At 59.5% G+C, this 18,869-nt stretch carries 22 protein-coding genes; 13 read left to right on the top strand and 9 right to left on the bottom strand.

Annotated features, from left to right (window positions below; all coding sequences use genetic code 11):
* Positions 1 to 269 precede the first annotated feature (269 nt).
* A complete protein-coding gene (gene rpoH / locus AC13QO_RS18890; RefSeq protein ID WP_085779205.1) occupies positions 270 to 1,178 on the bottom strand; it encodes an RNA polymerase sigma factor RpoH in 909 nt (302 codons plus the stop codon).
* A gap of 189 nt (positions 1,179 to 1,367) precedes the next feature.
* Positions 1,368 to 2,393 carry an RluA family pseudouridine synthase gene (locus tag AC13QO_RS18885; protein WP_285194132.1) on the bottom strand — a complete coding sequence of 342 codons (1,026 nt, stop codon included), beginning with the start codon at positions 2,391 to 2,393 and terminating at the stop codon, positions 1,368 to 1,370.
* Between the two features lie 41 nt (positions 2,394 to 2,434).
* Here AC13QO_RS18885 and AC13QO_RS18880 point away from each other — a divergent pair, with 41 nt between their 5' ends.
* Positions 2,435 to 2,818, top strand: coding sequence for a hypothetical protein (locus AC13QO_RS18880; RefSeq protein ID WP_488541505.1), 384 nt, complete (start codon positions 2,435 to 2,437; stop codon positions 2,816 to 2,818).
* Between the two features lie 6 nt (positions 2,819 to 2,824).
* A complete protein-coding gene (locus tag AC13QO_RS18875; protein ID WP_488541504.1) occupies positions 2,825 to 3,646 on the top strand; it encodes a TrmH family RNA methyltransferase in 822 nt (273 codons plus the stop codon).
* A gap of 3 nt (positions 3,647 to 3,649) precedes the next feature.
* On the opposite strand, the gene AC13QO_RS18870 is transcribed toward AC13QO_RS18875, so the two are convergent.
* Both AC13QO_RS18870 and AC13QO_RS18865 read right to left on the bottom strand, forming a co-directional pair.
* The gene (locus tag AC13QO_RS18870; protein WP_488541503.1) at positions 3,650 to 4,810 is read right to left on the bottom strand and encodes a hypothetical protein; all 1,161 of its coding nucleotides are present in this window, start codon (positions 4,808 to 4,810) and stop codon (positions 3,650 to 3,652) included.
* Positions 4,811 to 4,926: 116 nt separating this feature from the next.
* Entirely contained in the window at positions 4,927 to 5,514 is a 588-nt protein-coding gene (locus AC13QO_RS18865) for a DUF1134 domain-containing protein (RefSeq protein WP_285194135.1), read from the bottom strand.
* A 194-nt stretch (positions 5,515 to 5,708) separates the two neighbouring features.
* Between AC13QO_RS18865 and chpT the strand changes: the two genes are divergently transcribed.
* A complete protein-coding gene (chpT, locus tag AC13QO_RS18860) occupies positions 5,709 to 6,356 on the top strand; it encodes a histidine phosphotransferase ChpT (RefSeq protein ID WP_085780171.1) in 648 nt (215 codons plus the stop codon).
* A 118-nt stretch (positions 6,357 to 6,474) separates the two neighbouring features.
* The gene (locus AC13QO_RS18855; protein WP_285194137.1) at positions 6,475 to 6,837 is read left to right on the top strand and encodes a response regulator; all 363 of its coding nucleotides are present in this window, start codon (positions 6,475 to 6,477) and stop codon (positions 6,835 to 6,837) included.
* A gap of 211 nt (positions 6,838 to 7,048) precedes the next feature.
* Here AC13QO_RS18855 and ctrA read toward each other — a convergent pair whose 3' ends face one another.
* A complete protein-coding gene (gene ctrA / locus AC13QO_RS18850) occupies positions 7,049 to 7,750 on the bottom strand; it encodes a response regulator transcription factor CtrA (protein ID WP_007533606.1) in 702 nt (233 codons plus the stop codon).
* 437 nt (positions 7,751 to 8,187) lie between these two features.
* Here ctrA and AC13QO_RS18845 point away from each other — a divergent pair, with 437 nt between their 5' ends.
* On the top strand, positions 8,188 to 8,541 hold the full coding sequence (locus AC13QO_RS18845) for a flagellar export protein FliJ (protein ID WP_085779199.1): 354 nt from the start codon (positions 8,188 to 8,190) through the stop codon (positions 8,539 to 8,541).
* 157 nt (positions 8,542 to 8,698) lie between these two features.
* On the opposite strand, the gene AC13QO_RS18840 is transcribed toward AC13QO_RS18845, so the two are convergent.
* Positions 8,699 to 8,977, bottom strand: a complete 279-nt coding sequence (locus AC13QO_RS18840) for a GNAT family N-acetyltransferase (protein ID WP_488541502.1) — start codon at positions 8,975 to 8,977, stop codon at positions 8,699 to 8,701.
* 135 nt (positions 8,978 to 9,112) lie between these two features.
* Here AC13QO_RS18840 and AC13QO_RS18835 point away from each other — a divergent pair, with 135 nt between their 5' ends.
* Positions 9,113 to 9,580, top strand: a complete 468-nt coding sequence (locus AC13QO_RS18835; protein WP_488541501.1) for a paraquat-inducible protein A — start codon at positions 9,113 to 9,115, stop codon at positions 9,578 to 9,580.
* Positions 9,581 to 9,601: 21 nt separating this feature from the next.
* Here the strand turns inward: AC13QO_RS18835 and sciP are convergent, their stop codons facing one another.
* The gene (gene sciP, locus AC13QO_RS18830) at positions 9,602 to 9,877 is read right to left on the bottom strand and encodes a CtrA inhibitor SciP (protein WP_007533628.1); all 276 of its coding nucleotides are present in this window, start codon (positions 9,875 to 9,877) and stop codon (positions 9,602 to 9,604) included.
* 188 nt (positions 9,878 to 10,065) lie between these two features.
* Between sciP and AC13QO_RS18825 the strand changes: the two genes are divergently transcribed.
* Positions 10,066 to 10,305: a hypothetical protein gene (locus AC13QO_RS18825; protein WP_488541500.1), complete on the top strand. Its 240-nt coding sequence runs from the start codon at positions 10,066 to 10,068 to the stop codon at positions 10,303 to 10,305.
* A gap of 238 nt (positions 10,306 to 10,543) precedes the next feature.
* Here the strand turns inward: AC13QO_RS18825 and AC13QO_RS18820 are convergent, their stop codons facing one another.
* Both AC13QO_RS18820 and cysQ read right to left on the bottom strand, forming a co-directional pair.
* Positions 10,544 to 11,269, bottom strand: coding sequence for a sugar transferase (locus tag AC13QO_RS18820; RefSeq protein ID WP_285194277.1), 726 nt, complete (start codon positions 11,267 to 11,269; stop codon positions 10,544 to 10,546).
* Between the two features lie 586 nt (positions 11,270 to 11,855).
* On the bottom strand, positions 11,856 to 12,653 hold the full coding sequence (cysQ, locus tag AC13QO_RS18815; protein ID WP_488541499.1) for a 3'(2'),5'-bisphosphate nucleotidase CysQ: 798 nt from the start codon (positions 12,651 to 12,653) through the stop codon (positions 11,856 to 11,858).
* A 534-nt stretch (positions 12,654 to 13,187) separates the two neighbouring features.
* Here cysQ and AC13QO_RS18810 point away from each other — a divergent pair.
* The 6 genes from AC13QO_RS18810 (at position 13,188) to AC13QO_RS18785 (ending at position 18,721) form a co-directional block, all read left to right on the top strand.
* Complete coding sequence (locus AC13QO_RS18810) at positions 13,188 to 14,090, top strand: branched-chain amino acid ABC transporter permease (protein ID WP_064811172.1); 903 nt, start codon at positions 13,188 to 13,190, stop codon at positions 14,088 to 14,090.
* 4 nt (positions 14,091 to 14,094) lie between these two features.
* Positions 14,095 to 15,486, top strand: coding sequence for a high-affinity branched-chain amino acid ABC transporter permease LivM (livM, locus tag AC13QO_RS18805; protein WP_085779193.1), 1,392 nt, complete (start codon positions 14,095 to 14,097; stop codon positions 15,484 to 15,486).
* The gene (locus AC13QO_RS18800) at positions 15,486 to 16,361 is read left to right on the top strand and encodes an ABC transporter ATP-binding protein (protein ID WP_064804536.1); all 876 of its coding nucleotides are present in this window, start codon (positions 15,486 to 15,488) and stop codon (positions 16,359 to 16,361) included. The genes livM and AC13QO_RS18800 overlap by 1 nt, the downstream gene beginning before the upstream one ends.
* A complete protein-coding gene (locus AC13QO_RS18795; RefSeq protein WP_176536353.1) occupies positions 16,361 to 17,104 on the top strand; it encodes an ABC transporter ATP-binding protein in 744 nt (247 codons plus the stop codon). Before AC13QO_RS18800 ends, AC13QO_RS18795 begins: the two co-directional genes overlap by 1 nt.
* Before the next feature lie 18 nt (positions 17,105 to 17,122).
* Complete coding sequence (locus tag AC13QO_RS18790; protein WP_085779192.1) at positions 17,123 to 17,476, top strand: DUF6867 family protein; 354 nt, start codon at positions 17,123 to 17,125, stop codon at positions 17,474 to 17,476.
* Between the two features lie 120 nt (positions 17,477 to 17,596).
* Positions 17,597 to 18,721: a branched-chain amino acid ABC transporter substrate-binding protein gene (locus tag AC13QO_RS18785; protein WP_085779191.1), complete on the top strand. Its 1,125-nt coding sequence runs from the start codon at positions 17,597 to 17,599 to the stop codon at positions 18,719 to 18,721.
* The last annotated feature ends 148 nt before the right edge of the window (positions 18,722 to 18,869 follow it).

Genomic DNA, 18,869 nt, shown 5'->3' with positions numbered 1-18,869 from the left:
CCCCTCTCATCCGCCTGCCGGCACCTCGCCGCGGGGGAGAAGGGAGTCGTGGCAGCATCCTGTCTGCTTAATGCATTCCTTTTGGAAATGAGGGCGAGCAGCTTGCTTCTCCTCTTCTCCCCAGAGGGAGAAGGTGGCCCGAAGAGTCGGATGAGGGGGCTGCACGGCACGCCCTTCAACGTCCTTCCTGCCGGCATCGCCCGCCACAAAACAAAAACGCCACCTCCCGCATCCGGAAGGTGGCGTTTCCAACTGTCAGTTCAGTTCTATCAGGCCGTGGCTTCGACGACGCGAATGGCCTTGGCGCGTTCCAGCGCTTCCTTACGGACAGCATCCTGCACCTTTTCAAAGGCGCGGACTTCGATCTGGCGGACGCGTTCGCGACTGATGTCGAACTCGGCCGAGAGATCCTCCAGCGTCACCGGATCCTCGGCAAGGCGGCGGGCTTCGAAGATGCGGCGCTCGCGTTCGTTCAGAACACTCATCGCTTTCGCCAGCATGCGCCGGCGGGTTTCGAGCTCATCCTGTTCGATCAGCACGTCTTCCTGACTGTCGTGGTCGTCCACAAGCCAGTCCTGCCATTGACCGCTGTCGCCTTCGGCCGCCTTGATCGGCGCGTTCAGCGAAGCGTCGCCGGAGAGACGGCGGTTCATCGAGATGACCTCCTCCTCCGAGACGTTCAGCTTGGTGGCGATTTCCGAGACGTGCTCCGGCTTCAGGTCGCCGTCGTCGATCGCCTGGATGCGGCCCTTCAGCCGGCGCAGGTTGAAGAACAGGCGCTTCTGGTTGGCCGTCGTGCCCATTTTCACCAGCGACCACGACCGCAGGATATATTCCTGGATCGAGGCCTTGATCCACCACATGGCGTAGGTGGCGAGGCGGAAGCCGCGTTCGGGATCGAATTTCTTGACGGCCTGCATCAGACCGACGTTGCCTTCGGAGACGACTTCGCCAATCGGCAGGCCGTAGCCGCGATAGCCCATCGCGATCTTCGCGACGAGGCGAAGATGGCTGGTGACGAGCTTATGGGCAGCGTCGCGGTCGCCATGCTCGGCATAACGCTTGGCCAGCATATATTCCTGCTGCGGCTCCAGCATGGGGAACTTGCGGATTTCGTCCAGATAACGGTTGAGACCGGCTTCGCCGGCGGTAATGGACGGCAAGGTATTTCGGGCCATATTGCACCCTCCTAAAGTGAATTCCGGTTCCCGATGGAAACGCGCCCCCGCGTTAAAAGGCGAACCGGGACGTGCGGCTTTTGTTCCAAGCCCGCACTAAGTCTATATACAGATAAGTATGGCGAAACGGCGGTTCAAGGTGCTGCTCACGCAGGTGTGAGGCGGCGAGAGCGGTATCCCGGACCGCCTTTATCGTCGCAAAGCTTCGACCAGCTTCATCATATCGTCCGGCAGCGGTACCTCGAAATGCATGAGTTCGCCGGTGCGGGGATGCTCGAATTGCAGCATGAAGGCATGCAGTGCCTGACGGCCGAAACCGTTGACGATCTTGCGGATTTCTTCGGGCAGAAGATTGGCCTTGGTCCTGAAGCCGGCGCCATAAACGGTGTCGCCAACGAGCGGATGACCGATATGGGCCATGTGCACGCGGATCTGATGGGTGCGACCGGTTTCCAAGTGGCACTCGACCAGCGAAGCGAGCGCGGTCGCGTCAGGGTTTTCCTGGAAGCGCTCGATTACTTCGTAGTGGGTGATCGCCGCGTCCGCATCCTGGCTGTCGGGGCGCTTGACGGCCCGGCGGGTGCGGTCGCCGGTGGCGCGGCCGAGAGGCGCATCGATTGTTCCCGACAGAGTGCGGGGACGGCCCCAGACGACTGCCCGATAGGCCCGCTCCAGCGGCATGGTGCGGCCGTGGTCGGCAAATTGAAGCGAGAGGTGGCGATGGGCGACGTCGTTCTTGGCGACGACCATAACGCCTGTCGTGTCCTTGTCGAGACGATGGACAATGCCGGGGCGGCGCACGCCGCCGATGCCTGAGAGCGTATCGCCGCAATGATGGATCAGCGCGTTGACCAGCGTTCCTGTCCAGTTGCCAGAGCCGGGATGGACGACCAGACCTGCCGGTTTCGATATGACGATAAGGTCATCGTCTTCATGCAGGATGTCGAGCGGGATATCTTCGCCCTTTGGGGTCGGGTCTTCAGGCTCGGGCAGGGTGATCTCGAAACTGTCGCCGACGCGCACCTTGCGCTGCGGATCGGTAACCTGCTCGCCTCTCAAAGAAACCAGCCCCTCCTTGATCAGCGCCTTGATGCGGCTACGGGAAAAATCCTCACCGACCTGCGCCGTCAGCCAGGCGTCGAGCCGGCCTTCGGCGGTTTCATCGGCGGTCAGGACTTTTCTAATGCCGGCTGCTTGTTTAAAGGGGTCGCTCAAGACGCTTCTTCTCCGACGCATTTTTAGAACGGAACGCACAGATGACAGCAATCGAGCCAGACGACCAGGAAGAGAAGCCCCTTGATCCGGCGATGGAAAGTGTCCGGCGCAAGATGGTCCGCCTGCAGATTGTTTCCGGCGCCATCATGTTCGTCAGCCTTATGGCGGTCTTCGGCGCTGTTGTCTACAAGACGATGCGCGAGCCCAAGGAGACCGCGTCCGCTGCCGCAGCCTCCGGCGTGCCTGCGGATGCACCGCTTGCGGCGAGCCTCTCCCTGCCTATCGGGTTCAAGGTGCAGTCCACCTCGTTTTCGGCGGGACAGATGCTGTTCTATGGAGAAACGGTTGAAGGCACGAGGAAGGCCCTGGTATTCGATCTGAGGACCGGCCGCACGGTCGCCGACGTCACCGTCGGGGGAAATTGAGGCGGGATGGTCGCCCCGATCGTCATCGACAGCGCCAACGATCCACGCATCGCCGAGTTTCGCGATATAAGAGAGCGTGACCTGACGGGCCGGGAAAACCGCTTTATCGCCGAAGGCACTGTCGTGCTGCGCATGCTCGCCGAGGCGCATGCGGCACGTCGCGGCTTCTCGGCCGAGAAAATCCTGCTGCTGCGCAATCGCGTCGACGGCCTGCAATCCATCCTGGAACGGTTTCCGGCTAGTGTGCCGGTTTATGTCGCCGAGGCCGAAGTGCTCGACGCTGTCGTCGGCTTTCATCTGCATCGCGGCGTTCTCGCCCTTGGAAAGCGAGAGGACTGTGGCGAGGCGGCACTTCTCGACGCATTGCCGGAACGGGCGCTGGTGCTGGTCGGCTGCGGCATTTCCAACCACGACAATGCCGGCTCGATGTTTCGCAATGCTGCTGCCTTCCGGGCAGATGCCGTGTTGCTCGACGAAACCTGCTGCGATCCGCTCTATCGCAAGGCGTTACGTGTGTCGGTCGGCTCGGTGCTTAGCGTTCCGCACCGGCGCGGCGGCAAGGCGCTGGACCTGCTCCTGACGCTTGCCCAACGGGGCTTTGCCATCTGGACGCTTTCGCCGCACGGAAAGACCGACATCCGCGCCATTCCCGCTGCGGCACGCATGGCGCTCGTCATCGGCACGGAGGGGGAGGGCTTGCCGGAGGCGCTGCTGGCGCGTTTTCAGAGCGCGCGCATTCCCCAATCGGACGAGCTCGATAGTCTCAACGCGGCAACTGCGACAGGGATCGCATTGTTTTCCATGGCCTCCGCCATGGGGCGGCTATGAGCTTTAACGCAGCGGATTGGCGATGATGGCGGCCGCCCTGTCTGCAAGACTGACGCGATCGCTCGGATTTTTGTTGCCGGCATCCGGCAGTAGCGCGCGGATCGGCGACGAAGGGCCTTCGTTGAGTGCGGTCAGCGCCACCATGTTGGCGGCGATCGAGGCGATCTCCTCGCGGATCGCGCCATCGCGTCCGGTGACGGATTTTGCCTTCTGCAAGCGTTCGGCAAGGGCGGCGCTGCGCTTGCGGACATCCTCGCCTATCTCAGCCGCCACAGCGGCCATGTCGAGCACGGATGTGGTCGTGTCTTCGACTGTCAGTTCCGTCGGTAGTTCCGCAGCTATCTTGGCCAGGCCGGCGTCGCGCAGCACCCGGTTGATCTTGCGGATCTCGGCATTGGCGGCTTTCAACTGCTCCTTCAACTTGGCGATCTCCTGCTGACGGCGGGCGAGCTGCGTTTCCTTCTCGGAGGCGGAAGCACTTTCGCGCGCAGCCTTGTCCTCCAGGCGGATCACCAAATGCTGCTGCTGCGTCAGTTTCTGCTCGACATCCCTAGCCCGCTTCTGCAGCAAGTTGACGTCCTGGCGCAAGGTGTCGCGTTCGTCGCGCAGCGCGTTGGCGCGGAATTTCAGGCTTTCCGCTTCGGTCTCACGCGCGGCGAGATCGATTCTCAGCCCGTCGGCCTGTTCGCTGAGTTTGCTCAGCCGCGTCCGCATTGCCGTCAGTTCGGCCTCCTTGTTGGCGGCGGATTGTTCGGCAATATGCAGATTGGTCTTCAGCTGGCTGATATAGCTCTCATCCTTGCGCAGGTGCGAGCGCTGCTCGGCCGCCTCGACGTGCATCTCGCCGATCTGGGCCTGCAATTCGCCAATCTCGGCGGCGAGCCTGCCGGCATCGACGGCGAGCGCGTCGTGGCGCAGCTGGAGAGACAGGGATTTCTCGCGCTCACGCAGAAGGTCCTGGGTGGTGCGGGCATTTTCGGCGGCATGAAGCGCGCGCACCATATCCTTCTGGGCGCGAACCTCCTGCGGGCTCAGGGGCATTGTCGCCTTCAGGCGGTTCTCGGTATACCAGACAATGCGGCGGTGAACGGCCGGTGAAACCAGAAAGACGAGGAAGGCCGCAGTCAGGAAGCCCAATCCGAACAAGAGAGCGTATTCGATCACGGCGCGACCATCGGTTCGACAGTTAATGCGGGGTCAGCCGCGATGATTAAAGAGGCATGGCACGCATGGCAAGGCCGCCGATGCCGGCGCCTGCCGATTCCTGCCGCTTTACGGCCTCAGAAGGGGTTCCAGGTCGGCGCTTGGGTGATCTTGAGATAACCCACATTGACCCCGAGGCGGGCGCCGACGCCGGTGCGGATCGGCACAACCAGCACGTCATTGTTTTTCAGCACCGTCATGCCGAAGCCGGCGATCACATAGGCCGAGCCGCTGACGCCGCCGAAGCGGGCATAGATGCCGTCGATGGAGGGCAGGTCGTAAACCAGCATCATGACGCGCGAACCCTGGCCGCCGTAATCGATGCCGAGAGACGGGCCCTGCCAGTAGAGCGGATGCTCGCCGGCGTTCTTGGTGTTGAGTTGGCCCTCGCCGTAGGTGAGACCGGCGATGAAGGCGCCGCCGCCTTCCTGCCCGAGAATATAACCGTTCGGCAGGCCGTATTTCTGGAAGGCGCTCTCGACCACCTTGGCAAGGCCGCCACTGGCGGAGCCGAAGAAGGAGTGGCCGGTATCGATGATTTCCTGCATCGTATACTGCCCGTTGTTCTGGGCGGCGGCCGGCGCGGCAATCACCAGCGAGGAGAAGACGAGGGCCGAAAGCAACCTCCAGAAGCCAATGAATCGGTGCGGAAATCGAGGGCGCATGATGTCATCCGTTCGTCGTTTGGCTGGAGCGGGCACCCGCTCGCGTCGATTGCTGCATTTTGCGCCGATGATCTTAACAATCGGTTTACCAAATATGGTGTCATTATGGCACCGAATACGATCGCAAACTTCGCGCAATTTTGATGAAGCATATTTGCGGGCGCGATGAGATTGCCGCCTTTCAGGAGACGATGATGTCCAAGAACCCGAACCTCACCCTGTCCGGCCCGGATCTGGCCGCGCTTCTCTGCAGCCGCGTTTGCCACGACGTCATCTCGCCCGTCGGCGCGATCAACAACGGCCTGGAACTCTTGGATGAAGGCGGCGCTGATTCCGATGCAATGGATCTGATCCGCACCAGTGCGCTCAACGCCTCGGTCCGTTTGAAATTCGCGCGCCTCGCCTTCGGCGCCTCCGGTTCCGTCGGCGCCTCGATCGATACCGGCGAGGCCGAGCGGGCCGCGAAGGATTTTGCACTCGCCGAGAAGAAGACCGAGGTGATCTGGAATGGACCGCGTGCCATCGTCGCCAAGAACCGCGTCAAGCTGCTGCTCAACCTCTTCCTCGTCGCCTATTCGGCGATTCCGCGCGGCGGGGTGCTCGAGGTAACGCTCGAAAATCCCGAATTCGACGCCAAGTTCACGCTGACGGCGAAAGGCAAGTTGATGCGTCTGCCGCCGAAATTCGTCGAGATATCGACGGGCACGATCGAGGAAGCGATCGACGCCCATTCGATCCAGCCGTACTACGCCGTGCTTCTGGCCGAGGAGTGCGGAATGACGCTTGACCACAGCGCAAGCCCGGACGAACTGGTGTTTACGGCGACGGTTGCTGCGGTCTGATTTTCGGGTGCAGCAGCATGCACTCGCCCGTCTGGTAACGATTCCTTAGCCTGATGGACCTATTCTCTTAGGTTGTGGAAGACCCCTCGTTACGACGAATGCGGGGAAAGGAGTAGTCATGCAAAGGTTCATGATCACCGATAATTCGGATATTGTCCGTAAGGTCGGCAAGCGCATTCTCTCCGAACTCGACTTTCTCGTCAGCGAGGCCTCCAATGCCGCCGAGGCGCTGCAGCGCTGCCAGACAGAGTTGCCGGAATACCTGATCGTCGATTCCGGCATGGAAGGTGCGCTCGAGCTCATCGCGGCCATCCGCGCCATGGACGGCGGCAAAGAGGTCAAGATCTATTACTGCGTTATCGAGGCGGATCTAAAGAAGCTGATGGCGGGTAAACGAGCCGGCGCCACCGATTTCCTGCTGAAGCCGTTCGATCGTAAGATCCTAACCGCGGTTTTCGGAAACCGCGCGATTGCTGCCTGACAGCAGCTTTCTTCCCGGCCGCATCGGCAGTCCCTGAGCATAGTGCCGAAAGCGCCGCCGGGCTCCGGCTGACGCTGCGCTTTTCCTTGACAACAGCCTATTCGACCAGATCAAGCGGGCTTCCTCTAATGCGACGGCAGCGCCGGCGGTACAAACGAAAAATCCCGCCGAAAGGGCGGGATTTCATCATCCGATAAGGGGGATCGGAAGATCAAGCGGTTTCCGCATATTCCGTGCCATCCGGCTCGCGAAGAACGTAACCACGGCCCCAAACGGTTTCGATGTAGTTGGCGCCGCCGGCGGCGTTGGCGAGCTTCTTGCGCAGCTTGCAGATGAAGACGTCGATGATCTTAAGTTCCGGCTCGTCCATACCGCCGTAAAGGTGGTTCAGGAACATTTCCTTGGTGAGCGTGGTGCCCTTGCGAAGCGACAGCAGCTCCAGCATCTGATATTCCTTGCCCGTCAGGTGGACGCGCTGGCCTCCGACTTCGACGGTCTTGGCGTCAAGATTGACGATCAACTCGCCGGTCATGATGACCGACTGGGCGTGACCCTTGGAGCGGCGAACGATAGCGTGGATGCGTGCGACCAGTTCGTCCTTGTGGAACGGCTTGGTCATGTAGTCGTCGGCGCCGAAGCCGAGGCCGCGAACCTTGTCCTCGATGCCTGCCATGCCCGACAGAATGAGGATCGGTGTCTTGACCTTGGAAAGCCGGAGAGTGCGGAGCACTTCATATCCGGACATGTCGGGCAGGTTCAGATCGAGAAGGATGATGTCGTAATCATACAGCTTGCCCAGATCGACGCCTTCTTCACCGAGATCGGTGGTGTAAACATTAAAACTCTCTGATTTGAGCATCAATTCGATGCTCTGCGCCGTAGCGCTGTCATCCTCGATTAGAAGTACCCGCATAATTATCCCCTTTACCGCCGCCGAAAGGTGGTCTGGCCCCCAACACGCTACCCGAACAAGCTACGTGATTTGGAAGCTGCCACGAAATGGTTAACAAATTCTAATTCACTCTGGCAAGGAGTATCGAATTTATTAAATAATTTTTCCATTTCTCTGTTTTCCAATAGGAATCTCAAAAAGGCGTTCCTCAACTTCAACATTAGGAAACAGCGCTAAGTGATTCATCCGACTCGCCAATGAAAAGGTTCGAACTTCATGCCGTGGCATTTACCGACCCTTAAATCATCGGGCCTATCATTAACGATGCCCGTAAACGAAAGGTTACCAGCGGTAGGTTTTTGTTAATATCGCAGGAAATTTTTTAGCAAACCGTGTCAAAGCGGCGCGCAGGGCGGTTTCAAGTTGAGCCGGGGTCTCGCATCACGGGAGTAATGCGTATGAAGTCGCGAGAAAGTCTCGTTCGCCTGAAAGAGTTTCAGGTGAACGAAAAACGACGTCAATTGCAGCAATTGCAGATGATGATGTCCGAATTCGAACGGATGACGAAGGATCTGGAGAGCCAGATCGTCGTCGAGGAAAAGAAGTCCGGTATATCCGACCCGAATCACTTTGCTTATCCGACCTTCGCCAAGGCCGCGCGTCAGCGGGCCGACAACCTGCAGGTTTCAATCAAGGAACTGAAGATGCAGGAAGAGGCGCTGGAATTGGCGCTTGAGGAGATGCAGGCGGAATTTGCAAGGGCGACGGCGCTGGAAGAACGTGACAGCGGCGCCCGCGCCGCCAGGGCCTAAGAGAAAATGCGGGCGCCGGCGTCGGCGCCCCGGGAATCGCCAGAGAGAAGCCATGTATGACTGGGCGTGCCGTCCGTCATACATGGCTTTTGGTGTTTCCCTTGTTTTGCGTCCGCACGCCGCCGCTCCACGCGACGACCGCTTCAAGCGTCGCGAATCAGTTCACGACATCTTGCCATTCCGGATGACGTTCTGCCTGCGCCTTGAAGAACGGGCAGAGCGGAATGATCTTCCAACCGCCGGCGCGGGCCGCTTCCACCCCGTGAAGCGCCAATGCCTGGCCGACACCCTTGCCACGTAAAGCGTCGGGAACGGCCGTGTGATCGATGATGACGAGCTTCGGCGACGCACGTGAATAGGTCATCTCCGCCTCGTGCCCCTCGACATCCACGGCATAACGGCCGCCGGATGCGCCTTCCTCATTTCGGATATCCATCGTCTTTCCTCGTACACAGATATTTATCGCAGCCGACGGTGACACGGCGGCGCGGTCGTGCCAAGCGGGTGGAACAGTTCCTCAGGGAGACGCAGTGTTCATGAAAAATGTCGGATCGGCGCGAGGTCTTTGGGAATGAGCGCGCTTTCGATCGTCCGCCCTGCTCTTCTCGTAGCAGCGCCGTTCCTCCTGGCGCTCGGTCTGATCTTGCCGCTGGTCCGTTTCGAGACGCTGTACTTCTTCGATCAGACTCCGTCGCTCATCGAAGTCGTCGTCTCGCTCTGGCAAGGCGGAGATAGGCTGCTGGCGCTGATCGTCGCGCTGGTCTCGATCGTGCTTCCGTTTCTGAAGATGATCGGGATTGCGGCGGAAGCGACGGCTGCCGGCAGCGGGGCCGGGAGCCTCTTCTATCGTCGCGTCGTGCCGCATCTGTCCAAGTGGTCAATGATGGACGTGTTGCTGGTCGCGATCGTCATTGCTGCGGCGAAGACAACGGGGTTGGCGGATGCCTTCACGCAGCCCGGCCTCTGGTGCTACGCGGCCTCGTCAATGATTTCGGGCCTTCTTCATTCCCTGATGGGAGATGCGTCCGGCCCGAAATAAGTGGCGACGAATGGCGCGTGATCAGTGGCGATACTGCTGGATGCGGGTGGTGCGCAGCCCGGCGAGGCCGTGGCTGTTGATCGACGACTGCCAGGAAAGGAATTCTTCGACCGTGAGCGTGTAACGCTCGCAGGCCTCTTCCAAGCTCAACAGGCCACCGCGAACAGCCGCGACAACCTCTGCCTTGCGGCGGATTACCCAGCGCCGCGTATTGGGCGGCGGAAGGTCCGCGATGGTCAGGGGGCTGCCATCGGGGCCGATGACATATTTCACTCGGGGACGTATCATTTCGGTCATTGGACTCTCTACACAACGCAAGACCACGAGCGCCACTCTAGCCTGCCACATTTAAAAATTGCCTAAGCCCAACGTAAGACTTTGATAACAAATTTACGTGCCAGAGTGGCCGGTGAACGAGCGAAAAAAATCCTGCCGGCTCTCACGAGCACGTCGATCTCTTCTATGGCATCAGACCGGTGACGCCGATGAAGCGTACGGTTCCGCCGATCTTCTGCGAGGATGGATCGATTGCGGGCGGTGCTGCCGATCAGGAAAATTGCCGCCTCGACGCGCTCTTCCAGGTGTCCGGCCTGAACATCCCTTCGCATTGCACGACACTCACCGGAAGCAAGTACATTTTCGCTACTCGGGCGGCGATGTGGGCACGGGAGCACTCTGTGGCAATGCGCTATGGCTGCGTGAGATTCTGGACCGCCTCTCACTAACCGCAATCCGGAAGATGGCTCGCCGGAAACGTCTAGCCGGCGCCAGCTCGAAGAGCTGCGTTGTCAGCGAAACGCGCGAGCAGCGATGAGATTACGATCATTCTCGATCTCTCGTCGGACGCCGTCGATGGTTATCTGAAGAGCGCGATGTCCAAGCCATATACGGTCAACCGCACGCAGGAGATCGCCAGAACGGCACCGGCCGCCCTGAGGCAGCCGGTCCTTTCTCACAAAAAGCTTAGAAACCTTTTCCGCCGGTCAGTTCGGATACGACGGTCCCGGCGATAATGCGCATATCCATCAAAATCGAGAAATTCCCGACATAATAAAGATCACAAGCGATGCGGGCGCGCGCCTTGGCGGGACGATCGGTCGGACCGCGCAGGCCACGCATCTGGGCAAGACCGGTCATGCCGGGGCGCATCGCGTGGCGCTGATGATATTCGGGTACGAGCTCTTCATAGAGCATGCCGCCGGCGCGCATGCCGATTGCATGGCAGCGAGGACCGACGACCGACATGTCGCCCAACAGCACGTTCAACAGCTGCGGCAACTCATCGATATTCGTGCGGCGCAGAATAGCGCCGATGCGGGTGATGCGCGGGTCGTTCTTCACCGTCTGGGCAACGCCCGAGACATCGCAAAGATCGGTGCGCATTGAACGGAACTTGTAGACCTTGATGGCCTTGCAGTTCTTACCCCAGCGGGTCTGCTTGAACAGCACCGGTCCCGGGCTGTCGAGCTTGATCAGCAGGGCTATAAGGAGAAGGAAAGGAGCGAGGACGAGGAGGGCGCTCAACGACGAAACTATGTCGAACGCCCGCTTCAGGGCGAGGTCCATCCACGGCGCCTGGGAGGCATCGCTATGGATAACAGGGCTCTGAATCTTCAAGCTCGGCTGCTGGCGGCGGCTCGGCCGGAAGGAATCAGTCGAAATGGTGTTGTTTAATTCCGTGATGCTCAAGGATCGTACTCTGTTGTCTTCGAGGGGCGCGGCGGCAATAGGCGATCAATGGTTTGCCCTGTGACCAGGGCTGCACTCAGGTGTAGGTAACCCTACTAAAACGGAAAAATGCGACAATTGTGTAATGGTGTCCAGAGAAATATCGCATCGCAACAAATCTTTCGCACCTGCGTTAAGTTGAGGCAAGCTCATGATATTTCGTTAAGAATTACAATTTCGTCAAGGTTTCTAGGCCTTTGGCCATGGCTTCCATGGGGCTGTCCTCGTGTTGTTTCGACACGCGACCGACGGTTGGCTGACCGCTTTTTTAACGAATTCCGACGTGAATTTTTTTGCCGGATATGTTCGGCCGTTCTCAAACTGTGTCAGAATATGACAAAATCAAGGCCGAATCGACAAGCTCCAAACTGTGAGCGATGGAGAGTTAAGCCGGCCGGGAATCACGCGACCGCCCCGGCCAAATCACTTCCCAGTTTGTGCGAGGGTGTGCTGTGCGATCGAACGCGGTAGGGAATGCCGCGGCAGGCGCAGAACATCATAAAGGGCGGCATCGCGCTATCACGGCATTTGCCGAATGCCTGGATGGTCACGCGGGTTCGAGGACGCGTTTCCTGCCGCCCCAGGAGATGAAGTTCGGGTTTGCAAAGTCGAAATCGGCCGCCGCCCCCGTCTTGCCATAGGTCAGCAGCGCCCCGTCGAGCGTCACTGTCGACCCTCCGGCGGCGCGCAGCACCGCGTCGCCGGCCGCGGTGTCCCACTCCATCGTGCGGGTGAAGCGTGGATAGACGTCGGCCTTGCCTTCCGCCAACAGGCAGAATTTCAGCGAAGAGCCCATATTGGTGCATTTGGAGATCGCATGATCGGCGAGGAAGGTTCCTGTCTCCGGGCTGTTGTGACGAAGGCTTGCAAGTGCCAGCCGATCGTCCGGCTGCTCGCGCACGGCAATTGCGGTGCGTGCCCCAATGGTGAAGTCCTCGGTGACATCAAGCCTTTCGGCACGGCCGCGTTCTCCTGAGAAGGCGAGCCCGAGCGCCGGCGCGTAGACGATCCCGGCGACCGGGGCGCCGTTCTCGATATAGGCGATGTTGACGGTGAATTCCTGCCGTCCGTCGACGAATTCACGTGTGCCGTCGAGCGGGTCGACGAGGAAGAAGCCCCGGCCGCTGATGTCGGGCACGTTGCCAGCGGCAACCGACTCTTCCGCCACGACGGGTATGTCGGGATAATCCCTGGAGAGATGGGCCAGGATGATGCGTTCGGCCTCCTCGTCGGCAACCGTAACCGGACTTGCGTCCGCCTTCATGGCGATGGGAAAGCCTTCGCGCAAAACCGCGATGATGGCCTTGCCGGCTTCGAGCGCCGCCTTTTCAAATGTGGTCAGCATTGTCCTTTGCCGTTCGCCGCACCGCGAGCGCCCGCTGTCGCTCGTCGTCAACCATCCCTGTCGCACCAGATATCGATATGGTGGTTCTCGCCGCGCCCCGCACCCCCGATAACGCAGATAGTTGATGCTACCATAAGTTCACGCAGCTGTCAGGCGAGGATGGCGGCATTTGCATGTGAAAAACCATTCGCAAAAACTGCGGGCTCAAGGGTTGAATTTGCGCTTTCTTCCAGCCTTGCGGAATGGCTTACGCGGGAAGCGACGCAGGAAATCGAAGGCGCGCTTGCCGGATGGTTAAGCCGGCAGAGGATTTTGGCTAAAAATGGGTCGGGCTTTGCCGATTTTCTGTGGATTCTGGTTCAAAATGCGCCATTTAGGCCTGTTCGAACAAGAATCTGCTGGAGTAGACCCTTTTTGTCTTCACATTTTCAACGAAACCGGTATGGATGCGGCCTATGAGGTTCCTTGAACGGGGAGCCGAATAACCAAAAAGAGATGCAGCATCTTCGGCTCGCATCCAGGGGAAAACGACATATGGAGTATTTCGTCCAGCAGCTCTTCAATGGGCTGACGCTCGGATCCATCTATGGCCTCGTGGCTATCGGCTATACGATGGTTTATGGCATTATCGGCATGATCAATTTCGCCCATGGCGACATCTTCATGCTCGGTGGTTTCGCCGCTCTTATCGTCTTTCTCGTCCTTACATCCATCTTCGCAGGTCTCCCGGTGGCAATTTTGCTGCTGGCCATGCTTGTCGTTGCGATGCTGATGACGAGCTTGTGGAATTGGACGATCGAGCGTGTTGCCTACCGTCCGCTGCGCGGATCCTTCCGCCTTGCACCGTTGATCACCGCAATCGGCATGTCGATCGTGCTGTCCAACTTCATCCAGGTGACGCAGGGACCGCGCAACAAGCCGATCCCGCCAATGGTGAGCTCGGTTTACCAGTTCGGCAACATCTCGGTGTCGCTGAAGCAGATCATCATCATCCTGATCACGGCGGTGCTGCTGACCGTCTTCTGGTATATCGTCAATCATACCGCGCTTGGCCGCGCCCAGCGCGCCACGGAGCAGGATCGCAAGATGGCGGCGCTGCTCGGGGTCAATGTCGACCAGACGATCTCGATCACTTTCGTCATGGGGGCGGCGCTGGCTGCCGTCGCCGGGACGATGTATCTGATGTATTATGGCGTTGCTTCGTTCGCCGATGGTTTCACGCCGGGTGTGAAGGCATTTACCGCAGCCGTTCTCGGCGGCATCGGCTCGTTGCCGGGCGCCGTTCTCGGCGGGTTGATGATCGGCCTGATCGAATCGCTGTGGTCGGCCTATTTCACCATCGCGTATAAGGATGTGGCGACCTTCGCCATCCTCGCTTTCGTGCTGATCTTCAAGCCGACGGGCATCCTCGGACGGCCGGAAGTCGAGAAGGTATAACGTCATGGCAAACATCGAGAATTCTGCAGGCAAGCCCGATGCCGGACTTGTCCGCAAAGGTCTTATCGAAGCCCTTTTCGCCGCCGTCCTGTCGCTCGGCATGTTTGTTCTTTATGTCGGTCTGAAGACCGATCAGAACATCAATAACGAGCTGATCATCATCCAGCGCTGGGGTCTGCTGGCGATTTTCGTCGCCATCGCGGCGATCGGCCGTTTCGCCATGGTCGTTTTCATCAAGCCGAATATCGACCGCCGCAAATTGCGGAAGGCGCGGGAGGGCGATCTCGACATTTCGACCGAGAAGAGCTTCTTCCATCGGCATTTCCTGAAGATCGCACTGATTGCGCTGCTGCTCTATCCGATGGTGATCGTGGCGGCAGTCGGCGCTCAGGGCTCATTGAAATGGGTCGACAATTTCGGCATCCAGATCCTGATCTACGTGATGCTCGCCTGGGGGCTGAACATCGTCGTCGGCCTCGCGGGCCTTCTCGATCTCGGCTATGTCGCCTTCTATGCGGTCGGCGCCTATTCCTATGCTCTGCTGTCGAGCTATTTCGGCCTGTCCTTCTGGTTGCTCCTGCCGCTTTCCGGCATCCTGGCCGCGCTCTGGGGCGTCATTCTCGGCTTCCCGGTGCTGCGTCTGCGCGGCGACTATCTCGCCATCGTCACGCTCGCCTTCGGTGAAATCATCCGCCTCGTGCTGATCAACTGGACCGACGTGACCAAGGGAACCTTCGGTATCTCAAGCATTCCAAAGGCGACGCTCTTCGGCATTCCCTTCGATGCGACGGCCGGCGGCTTTGCCAAGCTCTTTCACCTGCCGATGTCTTCCGCCTACTACAAGATTTTCCTCTTTTACCTGATCCTGGCGCTGTGCATGTTGACGGCTTACGTCACCATCCGCCTGCGGCGCATGCCGATCGGGCGTGCCTGGGAAGCGCTGCGTGAAGACGAGATCGCTTGTCGTTCGCTCGGCATCAATACGGTGACGACCAAGCTGACGGCGTTCGCGACCGGAGCCATGTTCGGCGGCTTCGCGGGTTCGTTCTTCGCCGCTCGCCAGGGCTTCGTCTCGCCGGAATCCTTCATCTTCCTGGAATCGGCCGTCGTTCTCGCTATCGTCGTTCTCGGCGGCATGGGCTCGCTGACCGGCATTGCGATCGCCGCGATCGTCATGGTGGGCGGTACCGAAGCGTTGCGCGAAATGGATTTCCTGAAAGCAGTCTTCGGGCCCGACTTCACGCCGGAACTCTACCGCATGCTGCTCTTCGGTCTCGCAATGGTGGTCGTCATGCTGTTCAAACCGCGCGGTTTCGTCGGATCGCGTGAACCAACCGCCTTCCTCAAGACACGCAAGGCCGTATCCGGAAGCTTCACCAAGGAGGGCCACGGTTGATGAGCCCCGTCACCAATACGATGTCGAGCGACACGCTTCTCAAGGTCGAGCACCTGTCGATGAAGTTCGGCGGCCTGATGGCCATCAACGACTTCTCCTTCGAGGCCAAGCGCGGCGACATCACCGCGTTGATCGGTCCGAACGGCGCCGGCAAGACCACCGTCTTCAACTGCATCACCGGCTTCTATAAGCCGACGATGGGGATGATCACGCTTAATCAGAGAAGCGGCAAGCAGTACCTGCTGGAGCGTCTCCCGGACTTTCGTATCACCAAGGAAGCCAAGGTGGCGCGCACCTTCCAGAACATCCGGCTGTTTTCCGGCCTGACGGTTCTGGAAAATCTGCTCGTCGCCCAGCACAACAAGCTGATGCAGGCGTCGGGTTATACCATTCTCGGCCTCATCGGCATCGGCCCTTACCGGCGAGAAGCCGCCGCAGCCGTCGAGTTGGCGCGTCATTGGCTTGAAAAGGCCGATCTGATCGAGCGTGCAGACGATCCGGCAGGCGATCTGCCTTACGGCGCCCAGCGCCGTCTCGAGATCGCACGTGCAATGTGCACGGGCCCGGAATTGCTCTGCCTGGACGAACCGGCCGCAGGCCTCAACCCACGCGAATCCGCTAAGCTCAACGAGCTTCTGCAGGGCATTCGCGCCGATACCGGAACCTCCATTCTCCTTATCGAGCATGACATGTCTGTGGTTATGGAAATCTCCGATCACGTCGTCGTCCTCGAATATGGCCAGAAGATTTCCGACGGCACGCCGGATCATGTGAAGCACGATCCAAAGGTCATTGCGGCCTATCTCGGCGTCGAGGATGAAGAAGTGGAAGAGGTGATCGCAACCGTCGAGCAGCTCGAAGGAGGCGCAAACTGATGGGCGATGCAGTCATGACGGGTCAACCGCTTCTTCAGGTGAATGGCGTCGAAACTTATTACGGCAATATCCGCGCGCTGGCCGGCATCGATGTCGAGGTCAACAAGGGCGAGATCGTCAGTCTGATCGGCGCGAATGGCGCCGGAAAGTCAACTCTGATGATGACGATCTGTGGCAGCCCTCAGGCCCGTAAGGGATCGGTCGTCTTCGAGGGTCGCGAGATCACCCGTATGCCGACCCATGAAATCGCACGCCTGCGCATCGCGCAGTCGCCGGAAGGGCGTCGCATCTTCCCGCGCATGACGGTCATGGAAAACCTCCAGATGGGCGCGGGTCTCGACAATCTCAAATATTTTGCTGAGGACGTCGAGAAGATCTTCACGCTCTTCCCGCGTCTCAAGGAACGCCATGCCCAGCGCGGCGGCACGCTTTCGGGCGGCGAGCAGCAGATGCTGTCGATCGGCCGCGCGCTGATGGCGCGTCCGAAGCTCTTGCTGCTGGACGAACCTTCGCTCGGCCTGGCGCCGCTGATCGTTAAGGGGATTTTCGAAGCGATCCGGAAGCTCAACGAGCAGGAAGGCCTCACCGTGTTCCTCGTCGAGCAGAACGCATTCGCGGCACTGAGGCTTTCGCACCGCGCTTATGTGATGGTGAACGGCAAGGTGACGATGAGCGGCTCCGGCAAGGAACTGCTCGCCAATCCGGAAGTCCGCGCCGCCTATCTCGAAGGCGGAAGACACTAGTCGAAGGGAGAGTTTAACATGCAGGGACTTTTCTTCGAAAGTGACGACGGCGTTCGCGTCGTCATTCGCGCCCTCGTGGTTCTGATCGGCTTCTGGACGGCCTGGCGAGCCGGCAAGGCGGTTGCTGACGGCTGGAACAATTATCCACTGGCCGTCGTCTACACCTTCCTCCTTGCCTGGGCGATGCAGTTTCTACACCACGCCCTGTTCAATGGGCCGATGCTCAGCGCCCTCTACTATGGCATCGACTTCGTGACCTTGCTTGTCTTCTCGACGGCGGGCTTTCGCTTTCGCCGTACCAATCAGATGGTCAACAACTATTACTGGCTGTACGAAAAAACTTCCGCGTTTTCGTGGAAGGACAAACATTGACAGTCCGTTGAAACTAGGCATGAATTGCCTTCGGAGCGGAACAGCTTTCCTGGCGCAGTCTATGGTGGGTAATGCGTCGGGCCTTGGACCGGAACCCGCCCAAAAATTGGGAGTAACAATATGAAGAAGTCTCTTCTGTCGGCAGTGGCTCTGACGGCGATGGTCGCCTTCAGCGGCAACGCTTGGGCCGACGTCCTCATCGCTGTCGCTGGTCCGCTGACCGGCCCGAACGCCGCTTTCGGCGCTCAGCTTCAGAAGGGTGCCGAGCAGGCAGCCGCCGACATCAACGCTGCTGGCGGCATCAATGGCGAGCAGATCAAGATCGAGCTCGGCGACGACGTTTCCGACCCGAAGCAGGGCATTTCGGTTGCCAATAAATTCGTTGCCGACGGCGTCAAGTTCGTCATCGGCCACTTCAACTCGGGCGTTTCAATCCCGGCTTCGGAAGTCTATGCCGAAAACGGCATCCTCGAAATCACCCCGGCCGCTACGAACCCGAAGTTCACGGAACGGGGCCTCTGGAACACGTTCCGCACCTGCGGCCGTGACGACCAGCAGGGCGCCATCGCCGGCAAGTATCTCGCCGACCACTTCAAGGACGCCAAGATCGCCGTCATTCACGACAAGACCCCATACGGTCAGGGCCTTGCAGACGAAACCAAGAAGGCGATGAATGCCGCCGGCCTGACGGAAGTCATGTACGAAGGCATCAACGTCGGCGACAAGGACTTCTCGGCCCTCATCGCCAAGATGAAGGAAGCCGGCGTCTCGATCATCTATTGGGGCGGTCTGCACACCGAAGCCGGTCTCATCATCCGTCAGGCCGCAGACCAGGGCCTGAAGGCAACGCTGGTTTCCGGTGACGGCATCGTTTCGAACGAGCTGGCCTCGATCGCTGGTGACGCTGTCGCCGGTACTCTGAACACCTTCGGCCCCGATCCGACGCTGAACCCGGCGAACAAGGAGCTCGTCGAAAAGTTCAAGGCTGCTGGTTTCAACCCGGAAGCCTATACGCTCTACTCCTACGCTGCGATGCAGGCGATTGCCGGCGCTGCCAAGGCTGCCGGTTCGGTGGACCCTGAAGCCGTTGCCACGGCCATGAAGGAAAAGGGTCCGTTCCCGACGGTGCTCGGCGACATTTCGTTCGACGAAAAGGGCGACCCGAAGATTCCTGGCTACATCATGTACGAATGGAAGAAGGGCGCGGACGGCAAGTACACCTACGTCCCGCAGGAGACCAAGTAAGCTTAGCTTCCTCTCTAGGAATATGATCATTGAAGCCCGGTTCACCGGGCTTCTTTTTTGACGGCGCTTCATCCACCGGGCGGTCAGCCGGTGAAGCGGCGCTGGCTTGGCCGGATGGAGAAAGTGGTACTGCTGCCGCTTGTCAGCG

This window comes from Rhizobium sp. CNPSo 3670, assembly GCF_057784555.1.
The sequence above is the reverse complement of the archived record's forward strand: the minus strand, read 5'-3'. Positions and strand labels throughout refer to the sequence as shown.

Coding starts and splice junctions, on each gene's coding strand:
- rpoH (WP_085779205.1), bottom strand. CDS start 1,178: ATGGCCCGAAATACCTTGCCGTCCATTACCGCCGGCGAAGCCGGTCTC.
- AC13QO_RS18880 (WP_488541505.1), top strand. CDS start 2,435: ATGACAGCAATCGAGCCAGACGACCAGGAAGAGAAGCCCCTTGATCCG.
- AC13QO_RS18875 (WP_488541504.1), top strand. CDS start 2,825: ATGGTCGCCCCGATCGTCATCGACAGCGCCAACGATCCACGCATCGCC.
- AC13QO_RS18865 (WP_285194135.1), bottom strand. CDS start 5,514: ATGCGCCCTCGATTTCCGCACCGATTCATTGGCTTCTGGAGGTTGCTT.
- chpT (WP_085780171.1), top strand. CDS start 5,709: ATGTCCAAGAACCCGAACCTCACCCTGTCCGGCCCGGATCTGGCCGCG.
- AC13QO_RS18855 (WP_285194137.1), top strand. CDS start 6,475: ATGCAAAGGTTCATGATCACCGATAATTCGGATATTGTCCGTAAGGTC.
- ctrA (WP_007533606.1), bottom strand. CDS start 7,750: ATGCGGGTACTTCTAATCGAGGATGACAGCGCTACGGCGCAGAGCATC.
- AC13QO_RS18845 (WP_085779199.1), top strand. CDS start 8,188: ATGAAGTCGCGAGAAAGTCTCGTTCGCCTGAAAGAGTTTCAGGTGAAC.
- AC13QO_RS18840 (WP_488541502.1), bottom strand. CDS start 8,977: ATGGATATCCGAAATGAGGAAGGCGCATCCGGCGGCCGTTATGCCGTG.
- AC13QO_RS18835 (WP_488541501.1), top strand. CDS start 9,113: ATGAGCGCGCTTTCGATCGTCCGCCCTGCTCTTCTCGTAGCAGCGCCG.
- sciP (WP_007533628.1), bottom strand. CDS start 9,877: ATGACCGAAATGATACGTCCCCGAGTGAAATATGTCATCGGCCCCGAT.
- AC13QO_RS18825 (WP_488541500.1), top strand. CDS start 10,066: ATGAAGCGTACGGTTCCGCCGATCTTCTGCGAGGATGGATCGATTGCG.
- cysQ (WP_488541499.1), bottom strand. CDS start 12,653: ATGCTGACCACATTTGAAAAGGCGGCGCTCGAAGCCGGCAAGGCCATC.
- AC13QO_RS18810 (WP_064811172.1), top strand. CDS start 13,188: ATGGAGTATTTCGTCCAGCAGCTCTTCAATGGGCTGACGCTCGGATCC.
- livM (WP_085779193.1), top strand. CDS start 14,095: ATGGCAAACATCGAGAATTCTGCAGGCAAGCCCGATGCCGGACTTGTC.
- AC13QO_RS18800 (WP_064804536.1), top strand. CDS start 15,486: ATGAGCCCCGTCACCAATACGATGTCGAGCGACACGCTTCTCAAGGTC.
- AC13QO_RS18795 (WP_176536353.1), top strand. CDS start 16,361: ATGGGCGATGCAGTCATGACGGGTCAACCGCTTCTTCAGGTGAATGGC.
- AC13QO_RS18790 (WP_085779192.1), top strand. CDS start 17,123: ATGCAGGGACTTTTCTTCGAAAGTGACGACGGCGTTCGCGTCGTCATT.
- AC13QO_RS18785 (WP_085779191.1), top strand. CDS start 17,597: ATGAAGAAGTCTCTTCTGTCGGCAGTGGCTCTGACGGCGATGGTCGCC.